We start from the raw sequence: 20353 nt of genomic DNA on the forward strand, positions 1-20353 counted from the left end.
GGCGGCACGTCAGGAGGTGAAGGACCACCTCTGGACGGTGCCGTTGTCACAAGCCGCCAGGGTCAGCCTCGTGCCGTTGGCAGTGGCCGAGCCCACCGGCGCCAGGCACTTGCCCGCACTGCGGATCGAACCCTCGGGTCCGAGGGCCCACTTCTGCCCCGTGCTCGTGTTGCACGTCTGCACGGTGACGTCCGCGGCGGCCGCGCCGTCGAGGCACACGCCGTTCAGGCCGGTCAGTCTGCCGTCGGACTGGAAGGTCCACCTCTGGTTGCCGCCGCCGTGACAGCTGTACAGGGTGGGGCGCGTACCGGGCGAGGTGCTGCTGGCCGGCAGGTCGACGCAGCTGTTGGACGCGGCGTTGACGAGTGTCGTGCCGCTCGGCAGCGGTGCCGCGGTCCCGGTGGCGGAGAGCTCGCCGACACTGGTCCACGGGCCGCGGTCGCCCGCTTCGCTGAGGGCCTTCAGCCTGAGGTAGCGGCCGGTCTTCGGAGTCAGCTGCACGCTGGTGCTGCCGACGATGTCCGAGAGGGTGCCGGTTGCCACGGGGCTGCCCCAGTCGGCTGTGGTCTCCGAGACGTACACCTCGTACCGACCGATCCGGCCGTTGACTCCCCCGTCCTGCCGCGGCAGGTGGGTGAGGCCGTCCACGGTGTACCGGCCGCCGAGGTCGATCCGGATCTCGTGCGGCAGGGCCGCGGGGCTGCCGGACGACCAGGCGGTGTGCCACAGCGTGGCGGGGTTGCCGTCGATCGCGTTGCTCGCGGGCTCCGCCGCCTCCTGGCTGTCGGCCGTGGCCGTCCAGTTCGTCTTGGAGATCTGCGGGGAGCCCGGGATCGCCGTGGCGGTCGGGAGGGTCGTCCCGGTCGCCTTGACCGTGAACGCGCCCGACTGGCTGCCGGCCTTGATCCACAGGACGCCGCCTCGGTCGGCCGCGTCGAAGTACCAGCCGGTGGACGCCGAGTCGTATGCGCTCTTGGAGCTGTGCTGCGTCAGCGTCGTGGTGCCGACGGTGACGCCGGTCGGCGCCTTGGCGACGTGGACGCTGAAGTCGTAGCCGCGCGAGGCGGGCTTGCCCGTGTAGCTGCCGTTGGAGGCGCCGACCGCGATGGTGACGTCGCCCGATCCGGACGCCGGGGAGGTGACGTCCACCTTCTGCTTGGCGAAGGCGCCGGTCTGGTGGTTGCGCGTGATGCCGTCGTCCTCGTACAGGGTGAAGGAGGAGCTTCCGCGCGGGTGGATGTCGTAGGTGAGCGTCGAGACGGGCTTCTCACCGGTGTAGTTCATCTGCGGCCACATCGGGACGATGCCGCCGGCCTTGACGAACAGGGGCAGGGTGTCGAGCGGGGCGTTGTAGCCGTTGATCCAGCCCGGGCCCTGGTGCGTCTTGCCGGTCCAGTAGTCGGTCCAGGTGCCCGCCGGCAGGTAGATGCCGTTGCGGACGGTGGTGTCGGAGACGACCGGGGCGACGAGGAAGGAGTCGCCTGCCATGAACTGCCCGCTGGTCGCGTTGCCGCGAGCCACGGGGTCGTTCGGGTACTCGAGCACCATGGCCCGGGTGCTGGGCACGCCGGTCTCGTGCGCCACGCGGCTCATGCTGTACAGGTACGGCATCAGGCGCATCTTGAGCTTGAGGTACTTGCGGTTGATCGACTGGTACGGCTCCGCGAAGCGCCAGGGCTGCTTGTCCTGGTAGCCGGCCGCCGGGTTGGTGGCGCCCCAGCCCGACATGGTCATGAAGGCGGGGGTGAACGCCTTCCACTGCAGGTCGCGGACGTAGGTCTTCGGGCTGCCGTCGAAGATGCCGTCGACGTCACCGGCGGCGTAGTTGTGGCCCGACAGGCCCGCGCCGGCGATGGCCGGGACGTGCCAGCGCATGTCGTCCCAGGTGCCGTGCGTGTCGCCGGTCCAGACGACCGCGTTGCGCTGCGTTCCGGCCCAGCCGTCGACCGTCCATACGAAACGGCGGGCATCGGAGTTCTTCTCGATGCCGTCAACGGCCTGCTTGACCCCGTCGAACGCGTACTTGTAGCCGCGTCCGACCCAGGCGACGTCGGTCTTCACCCCTCGGGTGCCGGAGACGCCCACCTCGTTCTGGATGTTCGCCAGGCCGCTGTCGGTCCACAGACCGGTCTTGAAGCCCTTGTCCTGCAGGCCCTTCACCGTCTCGGTGAGGTCGGTGTAGCCGCAGCCGTAACCGTCGTTGGGCAGGAACCAGCCCGAGGGCATGTCGGCTGCGCGGGCGTCCGTGGCGTAACCGACCACGTCCTTGGTCGTCTGGTGCCGGGCCCGGGTGTGGTCACCTCGGTACTCGGGGTTGGAGGCGTTCCAGCAGTCGGCGTTGCCGAGCTCGAAACCCCACTGCGGCGCCATGAACGGCTTGCCGGTGACGTCCGTGTAGTCGTCCAGGACGCCCTTGAGGGAGGTGTCCACGAAGTACCAGGCGTCGAAGCGGTTCTCGTTGTGGGTGAACGCGCCGGGCGAGCCGAAGTTGTAGGAGCCGGGTGCCCAGGTGTTGCGCATGACGCCGTAACCCTGGGTCGACATGTAGAACGGCGCGGGACTCGCGTTGTCGTTCTCGCGCCACCTGTTGTCGATGGCGATCGGGACGGTCTTGCCGCGCAGCGCCCACTCGCCGAGCCGCAGGCCGGTGCCGTAGAACTGCTCGTCGGCGCCCTGCGCGAGATACTGGGTGGTCCTGGAGCCGTCCCAGCTGGTGGGGGCGGTCTCCTGCCACACCAGGGTGCTGTTGTCCGCCCGGTACACGGAGAAGGTCAGCGGCGACTTGTTGACCCTGATGGAGAGCTCGGGGGTCGTGATGCGGTAGTACGAGCCGGCATCGGTGTAACTCGCGGCCACCGAGCCGAAGTTCGTGTTGATCGCGAGATCGCTCCCGGCCGGGTCGCTGGTGAACTGCCCGTCGGGTGCGAGCCAGATCCGGAATATGTCGGAACGGGCGAACGACACGCGCGCCTTGGCGCCCGAGGACGTCGTCGCGGTGAAGCTGGAACCGGACTGGCTGAGGCCGGTGACCGATCCCGCCGTGGCGGCCGCCGCGGGACCGGCCGGTCCCGCGGTCGCCAGGCCGATACCGGCCACGAGCGTGGCGAATGCGGTTCCTACGGATCTCCAGCGCCCAGGGCGCACGCCCGGGTTCGAGCCGTGTCTCATCAAAGCTCCCAGAGACGGTCCGGGATGCGCATGACGCAGGGCCGGACACCTGGTGGGGGACGGCGCGTAATGTACGCGACAATAGACCTTGGTGAGAAGAGTTGCTTCGGACTAGGTTTAATCAAGCAGAATCACGCAGTGGACATGCTCACAATTGACCAACCTGAGGGCTGGGTGGGACGTCGCTCCGGGAGGGATTTGTCATGCTGAGTCGCTTTCAGCTCCGTATGATCGAAGAGACGCGCTGGTGCCCGACGCCCTGCGTGGAGGTGATCCTCCGTGGTCGTGACTAGCACCCGGGGAACGCCTGGCAACCTGCCTGCCGACACCAGCAGCTTCGTGGGACGACGCCAAGAGATCAGGGCCGCGAAAGAGCTGGTGTCCGAAGCCCGGGTGGTGACCCTCACCGGACCCGGCGGTGTAGGCAAGACACATCTGGCCCTCCGCGTGGCCCACGGTCTCCGCAGGAGTTTCCGCGACGGTGTCTGGATCGTCGAACTCGCCGAACTGACCGACGCCTCCCTGCTCGCCGCGACCGTCGCGGAGCGACTGGGTCTGCGCGACCAGTCGTTCCGTGACCCCGTCGACACCGTCACCGAGCACCTGGCGAATCGCGAGATCCTCCTGGTCATCGACAACTGTGAGCACCTGGTCGACGACGTTGCGATGTTCACCTCGACATTGATCCGGGCCTGCCCTCGGGTTCGAGTCCTGGCGACCAGCCGGCAGTCCCTCGGTGTCTACGGAGAGGCCGTACTCCCCGTACCGCCGCTGCCCGCACCCGATCCGGACCGTTCACTCGACCCGGAGGCCCTCGCCCGCTACGACTCCATCCGGCTCTTCATCGAGCGAGCCCGCGCCGTCCAGCCCTCCTTCGACATCACCGCCGACAACCAGGCGGTACTCGCGCGGCTCTGCCGAGACCTCGACGGGATTCCGCTCGCCATCGAACTCAGCGCCGCGCGGCTGCGCGCCCTGTCCCTGGACCAGATCGAGACGCGCCTCACCGAGCGCTTCCGGCTGCTGACCCTCGGGCCCCGGACGGCCCCCGGCCGCCAGCGGACGCTGCGCGCGCTGATCGACTGGAGCCACGATCTGTGCTCCGGGCCCGAGCAGCGGGTATGGGCCCGTGCTTCCGTGTTCGCCGGCAGCTTTGACCTCGCCGCCGTCGAGCACGTGGCCGGCGGTGACGGCGTACCTGCCGAGCGCATCCCCGAGCTCGTGCACTCCCTCGTCGACAAGTCCGTTCTGCAGCGCGAGGACCACGCCGGGACCGTGCGCTACCGCATGCTGGCGACGATGCGGGAGTACGGAAGGGAACGGCTCGCTGCGTCCGGCGAGGAAGCCGCCGTCCGCCTCCGCCACCGCGACTGGTACCGGGACCTGATCGAGCGCCTCGAGGCGGAGTGGGTCGGGCCGGACCAGGCGATGTGGCTCCGGCGGCTGGGGGACGAGCACGCCGACGTCCGGGCCGCCTTCGACTTCTGCCTGACCCTGCCGGACGAGGGCATCGTCGCCCTGCGGATGGCAGGGACTGTGATCAACGAGTTCTGGACCGTCCGCGGCCTGGCCGCGGAGGGGCGTTACTGGCTCGACCGGGCGTTGACGGCGTGCCCGCAGCCCAGTCCGGAACGTGCGATGGCACTGTCGCTCAAGGGCATGTACGCCATCCTGCGTGGGGATTTCGACGCCGGGCTGCCGGTCCTGGACGAGGCGGCCCAGATGGACGAGCGCGCCGGCGGCGCCGCCGGGCCCTTCCTGGCGCTCATCCGGGGCTTGGCGGCTCAGTTCCGCGGTGACCTGTCCTCCGCCGAATCGCTCACACGCGAGGCCCTGGGCGGCTTCCGCCCCGGGCAGAAGGCCTACGAACTGTTCGCGCTGAACACCCTGGGTGTCACCCTGGCCATGGCCGGCCGGCGCGAGGAGGGACGGGGCTGGCTCGACGAGAGCCTTGCCAGGAGCGAGCGGTTCGGAGAGCTGTACTACCGCTCCTGGGCCCTGTGGGCCGTCTCCTTCATCGAGGCCGACCACGACGTGGCGCGGGCCGAGTCCGCGTGCAGGGAAGCCCTGGGCATCCACGCCCGCCTGGACAACCGGGCCGGGTCCGCTTTCGTACTCGAGGCGCTCGCCTGGGTCTACGCCCATACGGATCGGCCGACGCGAGCCGCCACGCTGTTCGGCGCGGCAGCAGCGACCTGGCATGACATCGGCGAGTACTCCGACCTGTACATCCCCGCGCTCGCCGTCCACGCGCGGCTCGTCGACGCTGTCCGGTCCGTCATCGGCGACGCCGAGTACGAGAGTGCCTTCCGGCGCGGCTCTCGGCTGGGAACGGAGGAGGCGATCGCCTTCGCGCTCGAGGAGCCGGAGCTCCACGGGGCCTCCGGTGCGGCGACCACGGAAGCCTCCGAGGAAGCCGCCGTCGAAGCGACCGCCACGACCGCGCTCACCAGGCGAGAAGAGCAGATCGTCGACCTGCTGGCGGAAGGGCTGTCCAACAAGGACATAGCAGCGCGGCTGGTCATCTCGCGCCGAACCGCCGAGACGCACGTCGCGCGCATCCTCGACAAGCTCGGGCTGGCGTCGCGCGCCCAGGTCGCCGCGTGGCGTGCCAACCGGCCGGCCACCCGGTGATCCGTACGGCCGCGGGGCCCGGACCCGGGCTTGCGGCAGGAGCCACCCTACGCAGCCAGGGAGCCGGGCTGCTCGCACCAGGATGCGGGACCGAGCTCGAACCAGACCGCCTTGCCGGTTCCCTGGACCCGGGTACCCCAGGACCGCGCGAGGGTCTGCACCAGGAACAGGCCGCGACCGTGCTCGTCGTCATCGGGGGACCGGCGCTGGACGGGTGCCACAGGACTGCTGTCCCGCACCTCGCAGTGCACGGTGTCATCCCTGAAGGACAGAACCAGAACGATCTCTCCACCGGCGTACGACACCGCATTGGTGACCAGCTCACTCGCCAGGAGCTCGGCATCGTCACTGTGGGCGGCGAACCCGTTGACGGCGAGTTCGCGGGCGACGATCAGCCTTGCCTCACGCACCGACGCGGGGATCGGCGGCAGGGTGTGCGAGGTCTCGACAGGAGTGGAACGCCGGGGCAGCGGGGTGATGGTGGTCATGGCAGGTCCCTCGGATCTCGGCAGGTGTGGGACGAATGGCCGATGACCCCACACTCCGGGGTGGCAGGAGGTCTGCGCGCCGGGGATAGTACGTATCTCACTACGTATTTCACTGCGTATGATCGAAATGACCGGTCCGTAAGATTTGGCCTGCCGATCATGGGGAGTCGGTGATCCTGGTGGCCACGCTCACTGCCGGAGCCCCGCCCGGCAACCTGCCGGCCGACGTGACCAGCTTCGTCGGACGGCGGTCGGAGGTCTCTCAAGCCAAGCGCCTGATGACGCAGTCCCGCGTCGTCACGCTCACCGGCCCCGGCGGGGTCGGCAAGACGCGCCTGGCCCTCCGTGTCGCCCAGGGTCTGGGACGGGACTTCCGCGACGGCGTGTGGCTCATCGAGCTCGCCGCACTGAGCGATCCGCGCCTCCTCACCCACACCGTTGCCGAGAAGCTGGGTCTGCGTGACCAGTCGGCCCGCCCGACCATCGAAACGATCACCGAGCACCTCGACTCGCGTACGGCGCTCTTGGTACTCGACAACTGCGAGCACCTTGTCGACGACTGTGCGCGGTTCACGGACACCCTGATCCGTTCGTGCCCGCGCGTGCGCGTCCTGGCGACGAGCCGGCAGTCCCTCGGCGTGTACGGCGAAACGGTCCTGGTCGTGCCGCCCCTGCCCACACCCGACCCCGACCGCTCGCACCCTCCGGAGGAGTTCGCCTCCTACGACTCCGTCCGGCTCTTCGTCGAGCGTGCCCGCGCCGTCCATACCGCGTTCGACGTCACCGCCGACAACCAGGCGGCACTCGCCCGGCTCTGCCGCGACCTCGACGGGCTCCCTCTCGCCATCGAGCTCACCACGACGTGGCTCCGCACCCTCTCGCTCCACCAGATCGAGGAGCGGCTCACCGAGCGCTACCAGCTGCTCACCACAGGCCCGCGCGACGCGCCCACACGGCAGCGAACGCTGCGCGGACTGATCGACTGGAGCCACGAACTCTGCTCCCCCGCCGAACAGCGTGTCTGGGCGAGAGCCTCCGTGTTCGCCGGAAGCTTCGACCTCGCCGCCCTCGAACACGTCGCTGCGGGGGACGATGTGCCGCTCGACGAGATCCCCGAGCTCGTCCACGCTCTTGTCGACAAGTCGATCGTGCTGTGCGACAACGAGGAGCGAACCGCGCGGTACCGCATGCTCGAGACACTTCGCCAGTACGGGCAGGAACAACTCGTCGCCACCGGTGAGGACCTTGCGGTCCGACGCCGCCACCGCGACTGGTACGAGGACCTTCTCGAGCGCTTCGACGCGGCCTGGATCGGACCGGATCAGGAAGCCTGGGTCCACTCGCTCTCCCTCGACCACGCCAACCTGCGCGTCGCCGTGACATTCAGCGTCACCCATCCCGGCGAGGGCGCCCGAGCACTGCGGATGACCTCCAGGTTCAAGGACTACTGGGCCATCCGGGGCCTGAACACCGAGGCCCGTTACTGGCTCGACCAGGCGCTCGCGGCCTCCCCGGAGCCCAGCCGCGAACGCATCTCGGCCTTGACCCAGAACGCCTGGTGGGCGCTGCTCCAAGGCGACCTCGTCGCGGCACTTCCGCTGCTGGCCGAGGCCGACCTGCTGACCGAACGGCTCGGCGCCGAGGGCACGAACTCGTACGTGGAACTCGTCCAGGGGATGGCGTCGCTGTTCAAGGGAGACCTGGACCGGGCGACGGCACGCCTGGAATCGGCACTCGCCCGCTGCCGCACGACCGACACCCGTAACACACTGTTCGCGCTTGCCATGCTCGGCCTGGCCCTGGGGCTGCAGGGCGAACGCGAGAAGGGCCTGCTGCTCCTCGACGAGTGCCTCGGGCTGGCGGCGGAGCTGGGAGAGCAGTACTGGCGCTCCTGGGCCCTGTGGGCCGTCTCCTTCCTGGAGACCGACCACGATCCGGAGCGCGCCGAGGCGGCAGGGCGGGAGGCGCTGGGCATCCACGGCCCCATGCGGAGCAGGCTCGGGACGGCCTGCGTTCTCGAGACGCTCGCGTGGGTGGGCGAGCGGCAGCAACGGCACGTGCGATCCGCGACCCTCTTCGGCGCCGCGGCCACGGTCTGGCGCGAGCTGGGTTCGGCTCCCGAGTACTACGCCCCGGTGAGCGCCGCCCACAAGGTGCACGTCTCGCTGGCCCGGGCGGCTCTCGGCGAGGACAGGTTCGAAGCCGCCTACGACCGCGGCCTCGGGCTCACGACCCCACAGGCCGTCGAGTACGCCCTCGACACCCGCGCGACCACCCCCGCCCCCGCCGCACCCGCCTCTCCCCTCACCCGGAGAGAACAGCAGATCGCCGCCCTGCTGGCGGAAGGCATGTCCAACAAGGACATCGCCGCCCGTCTGACCATCGCGCCCCGGACCGTCGAGAGCCACGTCGCACACATCCTCACCAAACTGGAGCTCACCTCTCGCGCGCAGGTGGCCGCATGGCGCGCGGCCCAACAGCACACCCCTGCGTCTGCCGATTGATCCGGTCGCGGCCTGGCCGTGCTGGCCTTGGTGGGTTCCTCTGCCCAGTGGCGTGATGAGACTGTCAGCGTTTCGAGGGAGCGTCCGCGCTCGGGGAGTCACTGGCTTCTCCTCCGGTGGCGGCGGCGCGGCCATGGCGCATGACGATGGCGACGATCAGGCCGAGCAGTGCGCAGGCCGCCGCGAACAGGAGCCCGTCGCGGAAACCGGCGTCGCCGTACACGCCGGGCACGGTGGTGGACGACGGTGGGGCGCCGGGAACAGTGACTGTGGTCGTGACCGGGTTCGCTGTCAGGAAGGCGGTCAGTACGGCGGCGCCGACGGCCGGGGCCAGGCTGTTCACGGTGCCGAGCATCCCGGCGCTGACGCCCTGCCGTGACGCCGGCACGGCTTCCACGATCAGGTTGGGGGCACAGGCGTAGAACGCTCCGAACCCGAGGCCTGCGACAGCGGAGAAGAGTGCGTACTGCCACGTGGAGTGCGGGAAGAACGCGAAGAGTGCGGTGGAGGCGGTGAGAGTCGCCATCGCAAGGATCATGGGGATACGCGGCCCCACTGCTCGTGACCAAAAGCCCGCCCCGGCGCCCGACAGCATGCCGACACCGCCGGAGTAGACGGCCGAATAGATCGCGTAACCCAGGAACGAGGCCCCCAGCGCGTAGGACAACGGACTGCTGAACGTGATGTGTACCAGGGCCAGTACCGAGGCAGGGAGCGATCCCTCTGCCTGGGAAGCGACCTGCTCCAGGACCGAGGCGCGCAGCTGGAGGGCCGTAGGGGTCTGCATCATGTACGGGACTCCGTACCCCAGGGTGCCGATCACGATGCTCCCCAGCGCTGCCAGGACCAGGACCGTCAGGACCTTCCGCGAGAAGAGCAGATCCATCTCGATGACCGGTTCCGAGACCCGTCGCTCCACCAGCACGAACAGCGCCAGCAACGCCAACCCGCCGACCAACCACGCCCAAGCGGTGGGGCGGCCCCACCCCCACGACGCCCCCTTGGACACGTACAGCAGGACCAGGCCCACACCGCCCGCCAGCAACACCGCCCCGAGCACGTCCAGGCGCTGGTGGACGCGCAGCTTGCTCTCCGGGACGAACAGCCACACCAGCGCCATCATGACCGTCGCGAAGACCAGCATGACCCAGAAGAGCGAGCGCCAGGAGTGGTGATCGAGCAGCCAGCCGCCGAGCAAGGGGGCCACGAAGGCGGTCATCCCCAGGCCGGCGGCCACGATGCCGATCGCCGTCGGGACGTGACGGCGCGGCAGGACGTCACGGAACAGTCCGTAGGCCACGGTAGGGGCAGCCACCGCGACGGCCTCCAGGGCGCGTCCCACCAGGAACAGCGCCCATGTTGATGTCAGCGCACAGATCAGAGTGCCGACGATGAACGAGAAGCCGCACACCAGCAAGATGCGCCGCTTCCCCCACAGGTCCGACATCTTCCCCAGCACGGGCGTGCAGACACCGCCTACCAGTCCGAAGAGGATGGCGATCCAGCTGATGTCCGCACCCACCTCCGGGAAGGAGGGAGCGATCTGCCGAGCGGCCGCCGCGACCATTGTGTACTGCAAGGACGCGAGCTCCGCGAACAGCACCACAATCGCGACTACGCAGAAGACTCGCGCGGCCGACGCATCCTCCAGGCGGCCGCCCCCGCCCGGTGCGGACGTCAGCGCACCCGTGTAACCAGTCACCCAAACCTCCGCATGGTGAAGGAGCCGGGGAGGGCCCCGCACCAGCTTTCCTGGCCACCGTCGCAGCCCACGGAACGCCCGCCCGCTCTGACTCCACATGGCACGGGGCGTCCATCCAAGAGGGTGTATAGGGCCTTCGTAGCCGATATCGGGCTTCTGGCGCCGAGCGCCGATCACTTTTGTGTCCCTACATGCTCAGAACTGCCTCCTAGCAAGCATATTGACGCACGGAACATGCTGTTCCACGATGGGTCCCGTGCGGAGAGCAACGGCGCTCCCGAGCGCGATCCCCCTCGAGCGCCGCCAGCACGACGGAAGCCTCAGAGCCCGGCCGAGGTCACTTCACGCCGCACCTTCCTCGCCCCCACGCAGTCAGGATCCGCAGAGCCATGCCCAGAACCAATCCACGCCTTCGAGGCCGTCTTGCCCTCACGATCGGCCTGACGCTCGCCGTGGGCGGCGTCGCTGTCTCCCAGGCCGTGCCGGGACCGTCGGCCGCCCCTGTGGCGGCCACCGCCCGTCCCGCCGCGCCAGGCCCGGGAGCCACGGTCACCGTCGCGGCCGTGGGCGACATCTGCGGTACCGCCTGCAACCAGACGGACGACATCGTGACCGCCATGGCCCCCCACGCCGTCATCACGGCAGGCGACAACGCCTACGAGACGGGCACCTTGGCAGAGTTCAACGCCCAATACGACCCGAACTGGGGCAAGTTCAACTCGATCGCGTACCCCTCGCCCGGGAATCACGAGTACTACACGACCGGGGCCGTGGGCTACTTCGACTACTTCGAGGGCAAGGGCGTCCCGACCGGAGGCCGCGGCAAGGGCTACTACAGCTACGACCTCGGCGACTGGCACATCGTGGCTCTGAACTCGAGCGTGAGCCACAGTGCCGGCAGCGCCCAGGAGCAGTGGCTGCGGGCGGATCTCGCGGAAAGCGACAGGCCCTGCACCATGGCGTACATGCACCACCCCCGGTTCTCCTCGGGGAAGCACGGCGACAACGCCGGCACGGCGGACGTGTACAAGGCGCTCACCGACTACAACGCCGATGTCGCCGTCTTCGGTCACGACCATCACTACCAGCGCTTCGCTCCGGCGATGGCCGACGGCACGCAGAACCCGAACGGGCTGCGGACGTTCGTCATCGGTACCGGCGGCCGGGCTCTGTACTCCGAGCAACGCACCACGACGGGGCCCTCCGAGGTGTTCCAGAACAACACCTTCGGGGTGGGACGCTTCGACCTGTCCGCCACCGGCTACACGTTCTCGTTCAAGCCGGTCGCCGGCCGTACCTTCACGGACAGCGTGAGCGGCAGCTGCCACGCCAAGTCCGGTCCCGCGGGAACCGCCCCGATCGTGTCCGGTGCGACCTACGAGGCCCGCCTCGCCGGCGGCAACGCGATCACCAACCCGAACTCGTCGACCTCGAGCGGCACCCAGCTCGTTGCGTCGGGTGCCAACGGAGGCGTCAACCAGCGCTGGACCATCACGCGCAACAGCGACGGGACCTACCAGCTCAAGAACGCCGCCTCAGGGATGTGCGCCGACAACGCGGGCTCGTCCACCACCGCCGGGTCGAAGATCATCCAGTGGCCCTGCACCGGCGGCGGCAATCAGCGGTGGTCCATCGTCCGCAGCAGTGGCGGGAACGGCTACGAGCTGGTCAACCAGGTCGGCGGACTCGCCCTGTCGGCATCGGCCGCGAGCAGCGGAGCCGTCCTGACCCAGCAGCCCCGTGCCGGCGGCGCCCTGCAGACCTGGCGCTTCGTCAAGCTCCCCTGACCAGTACGACCGCACGACCTGATCCACCGGGAGCCACGACATGTACCTGTCCCATGCCCGTGCCGCCGACCGGCACGGCGACGGCGGTCCGGGCCGCAGGGTGTCCAAGCGCACCACCGCGGCCCTCCCGCCCACCGTCCTGGCGCTCGGCTGGGTCAGCCTGGTCACCGACGCCTCGACGGAGATGGTGACCGCTGTCCTGCCCATGTACCTGGTCTACGGTCTTGGCATCGGGTTTCTCCAGCTCGGCGCCCTGGACGGGCTGTACACCGGGGCGACCGCGCTGTTCCGGCTCGGCGGCGGCTACGCCGCCGACCGGCTGCGGCGGCCGAAGGCCGTGGCCACGGCCGGATACGCGCTGTCGGCCCTGAGCAGGCTCGCACTGCCCGCGGTGGGAACATCCGTCGCAGGCCTGAGCACGGTGGTCGCGGCGGACCGGGTCGGCAAGGGCATCCGTACCGCGCCGAGAGACGCGATGATCTCAGGGGTCTCTCCCGAGGCGGATCTCGGCAGAGCGTTCGGCGTGCACCGTGCGATGGACACCTGCGGGGCTCTGCTGGGGCCGCTGCTGGCCTTCGCCGTTCTGTTCGCCGTCCCCGGCGGGTACGACACCGCCTTCGCCGTCAGCTTCTGCCTCGCCGCGGCCGGGGTCGTCATCCTGCTCTTCTTCGTCGACGGACGCGCCGCCGCGGCACCTGGAGAGGACCGCCTCCGGAGCGTGCGCGCAGGCGTGACCGCGTGCCGTGAACCCAAGGTCCGTCGCTGTCTCCTCGCCACCGCGCTGCTGGGCGTGTTCACCATCGGCGACATGTCCTTGTTCGTCGGAGTCCAGCTGCGCCTGGACGCACCGGCCGCAGCCCTTCCACTGCTGCCGCTGATCACCGCAGGGGTGTTCATGGCGGCTGCGGCACCCGTGGGACGGCTCGCCGACCGGTTCGGACGACGGCGCACGTTCGTCGTCGGCCACACAGCGGCCGCCTGTGCGTACCTCGTCGTCCTGGCCGCGCCTCTCGACGGCTGGCCCGCCGTCATCGCGGTTCTGGTGTTGCACGGTCTCTTCTACGCCGCGACCGACGGCGTGCTGATGGCCTACGTCGCCCCGCACCTCCCGGAGAACGCCCGCACCACAGGCCTGGCCGTCTTCCAGAGCGTTCAGGCGATCGGCCGGGCACTCGGAGCCATCACATTCGGCGCCCTCGCCGCGTGGCACGGGCTCGCGACGGCGTTCACCGTCTTTTCGGCAGGGATGGCGGCCGTGATCGTCGGCGCCGCCCTCTACCTCCACCGGAGCTCCCGATGAACAGCCGTCGTGCGACCGGCGCCACACTCGCCGGATTTCTGCTGGCCACTGCGGGCGGGATCGTCGCATGGCAGAGCGTCGGAGCAGGCACCGGTGCCGACGCACTGGACCTCAGGCTGCCCGGCACCGTGATCACCGTGAGCGCCGGCGCACGCGTCGAGCAATCGACCCGCAACGGCGAACACCTCGCCGACGGCCCGGACTGCACGCGGGCGGCCGTCGCCGCCGGCGTCCTCGTCTGCCTGCAAGGGCTGCCCGGTCCGTTCTCGTCCGAGGTCCGCGTCTACCGCTCCGGACGGACGTCACCCGCGGTGACGCTCCCGGTGTGGGGCGAGCCGAGCAGGGCTCGGGTGTCCCCGTCGGGGAATCTGGTCGCCTGGACGGTGTTCCGTTCGGGCGACTCGTACATGCAGGAGGGTCGGTTCTCCACCACGGCCGGACTCTACGATCTGCGCGACGGCACCCATGTCGGGTCCCTGGAGGACTTCTCCGTGGTCGTCGATGGCAGCCCCCACCAGGAAGAGGACATGAACTTCTGGGGCATCACGTTCGCCGCGGACGACCGCACCTTCTACGCGACGATGGCGAGCCGCGGCACGACCTGGCTGATGCGCGGGGACCTCCGGGAGCGATCCCTCACCGCCGTCCGCGAGAACGTGGAATGCCCCTCGCTCTCCCCCGACGGGACCCGCATCGCGTACAAGAAGCGCACCCACGACGACCGCTGGCGGCTTCACGTGATGAACCTGCGGACGAAGGACGACACCCCGCTCGCCGAGACCGCCCACGTGGACGACCAGCCCGCCTGGCTCGACGACGAAACCATCGCCTACGGCCGCACCGACGGTCCGGGCACCGCGGTCTTCACCGTCGCGGCCGACGGCTCCGGCACACCCCGGCGCCTGATCCGGGGAAGCTCCCCTTCCCTGACGACCGCCTTGCCATGATGTACGTGGTCGTCCCGTCCGGAACTCATCGACGAGTGCTTGCCGTACATGGCGGCCAGGTCGAGGGCGTGTTGTCGACCATGCCGCCGAACCAGCGGCATTGCACGGGCCCCGGGCGTGGCCTCGCCTGCTAACGGGCCACCGGGCTGCACCCTAGCGCCCTGCCCGGCCTGGTGAACGAGGCGATGAACGCCACCGTGCACGAGCCGACGCCTGAGCCGGTCACCGCATTCCAACTCGGCGATGCCTGCGTGGCCGGCAGTCGGCGGACCAGGACGTCCGGGCAGGACAGAGGCGGCCGTCGCCGGAGCGACGGCCGCCTCTGTCCGACTCAGTAGACCTCGAGCTCGTAGACTCGCGCGGCCTGGTTGGTCGTCTGGGTCGGCGTGGTCACCTCGATGCGAACGTACCGCGCGGTGGCGGTCACCGCGTGGACCGTCGTCGCGGCGGTGTTGTTGGTGACGGTCGCACCCGTGGTCCACGTGCTCCCGTCCGGCGACGTCTTGATGGTGAACGCCTTGGTGTTGAAGCTCGACGATTCACCACCCATCGCCGCGTGCTTGACCACGACCTTGCTGAAGGGCCTGCTCGACCCGAGGTCGACCTGCAGCCACTTCGACGTCGCCAGCGTGCAGAACTTGTCGGAGGGCCCGCCGGTCATACTGCCGTTGACAGCCTTGTCCGGGCCTTCCGAGGTGGAGCACGGGGCCGATCCGGTCGCGGGTCGCTTCAGGGCGATGTTGGTCAGCGGGTTGAGCACGGCCCAGTTGGTCGGCGCCGAGGACAGCGTGACGTCGAGGGTGCCTCCGGACTGGATGAAGCTCGACGCCACCTTCCAGTCGGTGTGCGCCACGCCACCCCTGGTGACGGACTGGATGTACTTTCCGCTGCCGATGCCGTTGACCCTCAGCACCACACCGTTGGAGTTCGTGACGGTGGCGCTGGGGAACAGCGGGCTGGACAGGATCATGTCGCCGGATCCGGGCTTGTGCGGGAACAGGCCGAGGGCGGCCCACACGTACCAGGCGGACATGGTGCCGAGGTCGTCGTTGCCGGGCAGGCCGGAGGGTCCGGTGGTGTACACGGTGTCGACGATCTGGCGCACGGTCTCCTGGGTCTTCCAGGGCTTGCCGAGCTCGTTGTAGATCCACGGGGCGTGGATGTCGGGTTCGTTGGTCGGGTCGTACTTCAGGGCGCCGCCGTTGCGCACCAGCCAGTTGCCGTTGGCGTCGTGGAAGAAGTCGTCGAGGCGGGCGGCGGCGGTCGACTTGCCGCCCATGACGGTCGCGAGGCCGGTGACGTCGTGCGGCACCATCCACGTGTACGCGGCGGCGCTGCCCTGGGCGAAGCCGGTCTGGGTGGACGGCGTGAAGCCGCTGACCCAGGAACCGTCCAGGTTGCGCGCCTGCATGTAGCCGGTGGCCGGGTTGTACACGTTCTTCCACCAGCCGGCGCGGTCGGCCATCACGGCCGCCTCGGTGGTGCGGCCCAGCGCGGTGGCCCACTGGGCCAGCGAGAAGTCCGAGATCGAGGCTTCCATCGTCTCGGCGGCGCCGCCCCAGCAGTGGCAGACGTCATTGGCCGAGTACTTCGACTGCATGTACTGCTCGAGGTTGGGGCGCTGGCCCACGCACTGGCCCGAGCAGCCCGCGCTCGACAGGCCGTCCGCGTGCGGGACCGTGGCCTGCTTGTACAGGGACGTGAAGGCGCCGTTGTAGTCGAAGTTGCGCACGCCCATCGCGTAGAAGGTCGCCAGGGTCACCGCCGAAGGATCGCCGGTCATGACGTGGGTGGCGCCGCTGATGTGCACCCAGCGGTCCCAGACGCCGCCGTTCTGCTTGGCGAAGTTGTACAGCGACTGCGCGAAGTCACCGGCCACCTTCGGCTCCAGCAGCGCGAGCAGCTGGATCTGGGCGCGGTACTGGTCCCAGCCGGAGAAATTGCTGTACTGCGCCGTCTGGCCGGTCGCCAGGCCGTGCGCGACCTGGTCCATGCCCCGGTACTGGCCGTCGGTGTCGCTGATGATGTTGGGCTGCTGCAGGCTGTGGTAGAGCGAGGTGTAGAAGATCTTGCGCTGGTCGGTGGTGCCGCCGGTGATCTGGGCGCGGCCCAGCGTGGTGTCCCACGCGGCCCGCGTCGCGGCGGCCACGCTGTCCACGGTGGTCCCGGACGGCTGCTCGACCTGCAGGTTGCGCTCGGCGCCCGCCAGCGAGACGTAGGAGATGCCGAGCTTCATCGTCACCTGCGCGCCCGGGGCGAAGTTCACGTAGCCGCCCGAGCCCTTGCCGAGCCGGTCGGCTCCGGTGAGGTAGCCCTCGCCGCCGGTCTGGTAGGTGCCGCCGGTCTGGAGGGTCGAGTCCTTCCAGGTCCCGTTCCCGGTGAAGGGCTGGTCGAACTGTGCCGAGAAGTACAGCCGGTAGTACGTCTTCTGGTTGTTGGGACCACCGTTGGCGCGGCGCCCGCAGAACGCACCGGTCAGCACCGACCCGGTCACCTTCCGGTTGGCCACGTCGATGCGGGTTTCGGCGTCCTCGCTGCCGTTGAGCGAGTTGGAGGTGCGGAACAGCAGGCTGGCCGGCGTGCCCGCGGGGAAGCCGATCTTGCCGATCGTGGTGCGCGTGGTGGCGGCGAAGTCGGTCGTCGCACCGTTGGACAGGTTGAGCTTGTAGCGTCCCGGCGTCGCGGACTCACCGGTGTGGCTGAAGTTGCTGGCGTAGACCGCGTCGGTGGTGTCGGCGGTCGGAGAAGAGGTCACGTTGCCGGTGTGCGGGAAGATCGGTACGTCACCCGCGGCACCCGGGTGGCACCCCGCGCCGTTGACATGTGTGAGGGCGAACCCGCGCAGGCGGGTGGTGTTGTAGTCATAGCCGTTGGCGGCGCCGGTGTTGGTCTGGTCCCCGCGCGTGCTCGTCGGGCTCCACGACATCATCCCGAACGGCGCCATCGCGCCAGGGAAGGTGTTACCGCCTCCACTGGACCCGATCAGCACATCGACCTGATCGGAGGGCGCGACGGCGAGGGACTCCGCCTGGGCGGGCACCATGGCCGCCCCACCCAGGACGAGGGCGGCGGCGAGGGCGGTCGCGATGGGCCGGCGTATCCCTCTGAAAGGTGCGTTCGCGTCGCGGCGCAGCCAAAGGCTGCGTATGCGTGATGGAAGGGTGCTCACTTCGTACTCCGGAGGGGTCAGGAGCGTCAGCTGCGTTGATCGGATGCGGAGGGAGGACCACACCCGTATACGGCGCGGCCTACGGATGCGGCGGGACGACCCCATCCGTAGGCCGTGCGTGGTCGGACCGTGCGATGTTCCTCCGGCCCGACGGGACCACTCCCCGGGTTACAACCCGATGTGGCGCGCACAAGCTAAATCATTTTGACTAACTAGAGCAAGACTGTGACGACGTCCAATTCGTAGAGGATCTGCCGGGGGGCGTCGTCAGCCCTTCACGCACACACAGCGGCAGCCGCTCGCGACGCGAGCAGGGCGGTGCGGGCGGCGCCGAGCAGGCCGCCGTGCCGGCCGAGGGTGGACGGCGCCACGGTCACCCGCCTCACAAAGCCGAGGGTGGCGGCGCGTCCGAGGTGCGTGCGCAGCGGGTCGAGGAGCACCGGGCCCGCCGCGGCCACGCCGCCGCCGATCACCACGCGGTCCACGTCGCACAACGTGGCAGTCGCGACGATCCCGCGAGCCAGCGCCTCGGTGCCCCGGTCGAACGCGGCCACCGCCACGGAGTCCCCGCTCGCCGCGCTTGCCGCGAGCGCGCGGGCATCGGCGCCGATCCAGCCCTGTTCGCGGGCCCAGCGGACCATCGACGGGCCGCTGGCGTAGGCCTCGACGCACCCGGTGGCGCCACATACGCATGGCGGGCCCGCCGGGTCCACGACCGTGTGTCCGATGTGACCCGCGTTGCCGCTGGGGCCGGGGTAGGCGGCGCCGTCGAGCACGAGTCCGCCCCCGACCCCGGTGGACACCACGATGCCGAGCATCGACCGGGCGCCGCGCCCGGCGCCGAGCCAGTGCTCACCGAGTGCTGCGGCGATGGCGTCGCCGACGAGGGTGACGGGAATGCCGGGAACGGTCTCGGCCACCAGGTCCACCAGCGGGAAGTCCCTCCAGCCGGGGATGTTCACCGGGCTGACCGTGCCGCGCGAGGGGTCGACCGGCCCGGCACAGGCCACGCCGACCGCGCGGGGCGCCGCGTCGCCGACGATGGTGCGGAGCAGGCCGGTCAGCGCCACGCCGAGTTCAGGCTCGGCCGCTGGGGTGGCCACTTCGGCATGCCGGTGGACGTGGCCTTCCGCGTCCACCAGGCCCGCGCCGAGCTTGGTGCCTCCGATGTCCACCGCGAGCACGAGTTCCTGACTCATGAGGGAGGTCCTTTCTATGGGATCAATCAGACAGAAGCGCCGACAGCTGCGGCGAGTAGGTGGAGTGCAGAACGAGCGCGGCGGCACCGACGACGGCGGCGTCCGCGCCCAGTGGGGAGAGCGTCACGTCGACGGCTCGGATGTGCCTGGACATCACTCTGGTCGCGACAGCCGACCGAACGGTGTCGAGGTAGAGGTCTTCGAGGTGCCGGATGCCATGGCCGCCGAGGACGACGAGGTCCACATCGACCACGTTCACGACGTTGACGACCACCGAGGCGACGTGGTTCGCGGCCTCCTCCAGGACGCCGGTAGCCAGTGAGTCACCCGCGCTCGACGCGTCACAGATCGCGGCGATGTCGATCGACTCGGGATCGGCGCGGAACCGTCCGGTCAGCGCGCTCGCGCCGCCCGCGCTGAGCCTGCGCCGGACCTCCGCCCGGATCGCGGCCGCGCTGACCAGCGTCTCCAGGCAACCCCGGTTGCCGCAATAGCACTCCAGGCCGCCGGGCAGCACCGTAGTGTGCCCGAACTCGCCGGCGTTGAACGAACCGCCCCTGAAGACCTGGTGGTTGAGGACGAGGCCACCGCCGATGCCGGTGCCGAAGAAAACGTACGCGAAGTTCGCCACGCCCCGCCCCGCGCCCGCCCACCGCTCGCCGACCGCGGCGGCGGTGGAGTCGTTGTCGAGCGTGACCGTCAACCCGGTGGCCTCACTGAGCAGCTGCCGTATCGGGACCCGGGTCCAGTGGGCCAGTTGCGGCGGCGCGACCACCATGCCATGTTCCTGGTCGATCGGACCAGGGCTGGCCAGCCCGAGGCCCTGCACCCGCTCGCGCGGCACGTCGGCTTCCGCCAACACGTCCTCCACCAGGCCCGCCATCGCCGCGAGGACCTCGTTCGGGTCCGCGCCCGGCGGTGTCGGGATCCGCTTGGTGACAAGGGGGCGCCCCAGCAGGTCCACCACCACACAGGCCATCTCGGCCGGGTCGAGGTGCAGGCCGACCGCACTGCCCGCATCGGCGTTGATGCGCAGGGTGGTGCGAGGCTTGCCGCCGCTCTTGACCCGGCTGGCGCCGTCCTCCCGCACGATGCCCTCGTCGAGCAGCCTGCGGACGATGCCGGAGACGGTCTGCGGCGTGAGACCTGTGTGCTTGGCGATGGCCACCCGGCTGATGCCGTCGGCGCGCTGGATCTCCTCGAGCACCACGGCCCGGTTGTACCGGCCCACCTTCGGCAGATTCGTGCCTGCTTGTCGCACGGAGGGTCCTCTCTGTCTACGTCCCACGGCATTCTGCCTCACGCCCGTTGACAAAGTAAATCAATTGGATTTACGGTCCGCCACACAGTCGAAACCCTGCGGACATGAGCCCACAGCTCGGACAGGCACACGGCTGTGGCCCCCCAAGCGGACCGGACATAGGAGAAGCCGATGTCACTGACAGCCCTCGTTTC

At 69.6% G+C, this 20353-nt stretch carries 11 protein-coding genes; 5 read left to right on the forward strand and 6 right to left on the reverse strand.

Annotated features, from left to right (window positions below; genetic code table 11):
* Positions 1 to 9 precede the first annotated feature (9 nt).
* Positions 10 to 3096, reverse strand: a complete 3087-nt coding sequence (locus tag ABZ939_RS13495) for a TIM-barrel domain-containing protein (RefSeq protein WP_361852982.1) — start codon at positions 3094 to 3096, stop codon at positions 10 to 12.
* A gap of 450 nt (positions 3097 to 3546) precedes the next feature.
* Between ABZ939_RS13495 and ABZ939_RS13500 the strand changes: the two genes are divergently transcribed.
* The gene (locus tag ABZ939_RS13500) at positions 3547 to 5802 is read left to right on the forward strand and encodes a LuxR C-terminal-related transcriptional regulator (RefSeq protein ID WP_361852984.1); all 2256 of its coding nucleotides are present in this window, start codon (positions 3547 to 3549) and stop codon (positions 5800 to 5802) included.
* A gap of 47 nt (positions 5803 to 5849) precedes the next feature.
* Here ABZ939_RS13500 and ABZ939_RS13505 read toward each other — a convergent pair whose 3' ends face one another.
* Positions 5850 to 6290, reverse strand: coding sequence for an ATP-binding protein (locus ABZ939_RS13505; protein ID WP_361852986.1), 441 nt, complete (start codon positions 6288 to 6290; stop codon positions 5850 to 5852).
* Between the two features lie 179 nt (positions 6291 to 6469).
* Here ABZ939_RS13505 and ABZ939_RS13510 point away from each other — a divergent pair, with 179 nt between their 5' ends.
* A complete protein-coding gene (locus ABZ939_RS13510) occupies positions 6470 to 8794 on the forward strand; it encodes a LuxR C-terminal-related transcriptional regulator (RefSeq protein WP_361852989.1) in 2325 nt (774 codons plus the stop codon).
* A 64-nt stretch (positions 8795 to 8858) separates the two neighbouring features.
* Here ABZ939_RS13510 and ABZ939_RS13515 read toward each other — a convergent pair whose 3' ends face one another.
* Positions 8859 to 10373 (reverse strand): MFS transporter, encoded by a 1515-nt coding sequence (locus ABZ939_RS13515; protein WP_361852992.1) that lies wholly within the window; start codon positions 10371 to 10373, stop codon positions 8859 to 8861.
* Between the two features lie 512 nt (positions 10374 to 10885).
* Here ABZ939_RS13515 and ABZ939_RS13520 point away from each other — a divergent pair.
* Genes ABZ939_RS13520 through ABZ939_RS13530 form a run of 3 tightly spaced genes read left to right on the forward strand, consistent with a single transcriptional unit; the run spans position 10886 to position 14530 of the window.
* Positions 10886 to 12283 (forward strand): RICIN domain-containing protein, encoded by a 1398-nt coding sequence (locus ABZ939_RS13520; RefSeq protein WP_361852994.1) that lies wholly within the window; start codon positions 10886 to 10888, stop codon positions 12281 to 12283.
* Positions 12284 to 12323: 40 nt separating this feature from the next.
* Positions 12324 to 13583 (forward strand): MFS transporter, encoded by a 1260-nt coding sequence (locus ABZ939_RS13525; RefSeq protein ID WP_361852997.1) that lies wholly within the window; start codon positions 12324 to 12326, stop codon positions 13581 to 13583.
* Positions 13580 to 14530, forward strand: coding sequence for a hypothetical protein (locus ABZ939_RS13530; protein ID WP_361853000.1), 951 nt, complete (start codon positions 13580 to 13582; stop codon positions 14528 to 14530). The genes ABZ939_RS13525 and ABZ939_RS13530 overlap by 4 nt, the downstream gene beginning before the upstream one ends.
* 331 nt (positions 14531 to 14861) lie before the next feature.
* Here ABZ939_RS13530 and ABZ939_RS13535 read toward each other — a convergent pair whose 3' ends face one another.
* From ABZ939_RS13535 to ABZ939_RS13545, 3 genes are all read right to left on the reverse strand, one after another.
* Positions 14862 to 17588 carry a GH92 family glycosyl hydrolase gene (locus ABZ939_RS13535; protein WP_361853237.1) on the reverse strand — a complete coding sequence of 909 codons (2727 nt, stop codon included), beginning with the start codon at positions 17586 to 17588 and terminating at the stop codon, positions 14862 to 14864.
* 386 nt (positions 17589 to 17974) lie between these two features.
* Positions 17975 to 18898 (reverse strand): ROK family protein, encoded by a 924-nt coding sequence (locus ABZ939_RS13540; protein WP_361853003.1) that lies wholly within the window; start codon positions 18896 to 18898, stop codon positions 17975 to 17977.
* A gap of 22 nt (positions 18899 to 18920) precedes the next feature.
* A complete protein-coding gene (locus ABZ939_RS13545; RefSeq protein ID WP_361853005.1) occupies positions 18921 to 20159 on the reverse strand; it encodes an ROK family transcriptional regulator in 1239 nt (412 codons plus the stop codon).
* Between the last annotated feature and the right edge of the window lie 194 nt (positions 20160 to 20353).

This window comes from Streptomyces sp. NPDC046712 (assembly GCF_040645695.1).
Lineage (GTDB): Bacteria > Actinomycetota > Actinomycetes > Streptomycetales > Streptomycetaceae > Streptomyces.

Excerpts from the sequence above, each read along its gene's own strand:
- ABZ939_RS13505 (WP_361852986.1), bottom strand. The coding sequence starts at position 6,290 with ATGACCACCATCACCCCGCTGCCCCGGCGTTCCACTCCTGTCGAGACC.
- ABZ939_RS13520 (WP_361852994.1), top strand. The coding sequence starts at position 10,886 with ATGCCCAGAACCAATCCACGCCTTCGAGGCCGTCTTGCCCTCACGATC.
- ABZ939_RS13525 (WP_361852997.1), top strand. The coding sequence starts at position 12,324 with ATGTACCTGTCCCATGCCCGTGCCGCCGACCGGCACGGCGACGGCGGT.
- ABZ939_RS13530 (WP_361853000.1), top strand. The coding sequence starts at position 13,580 with ATGAACAGCCGTCGTGCGACCGGCGCCACACTCGCCGGATTTCTGCTG.
- ABZ939_RS13540 (WP_361853003.1), bottom strand. The coding sequence starts at position 18,898 with ATGAGTCAGGAACTCGTGCTCGCGGTGGACATCGGAGGCACCAAGCTC.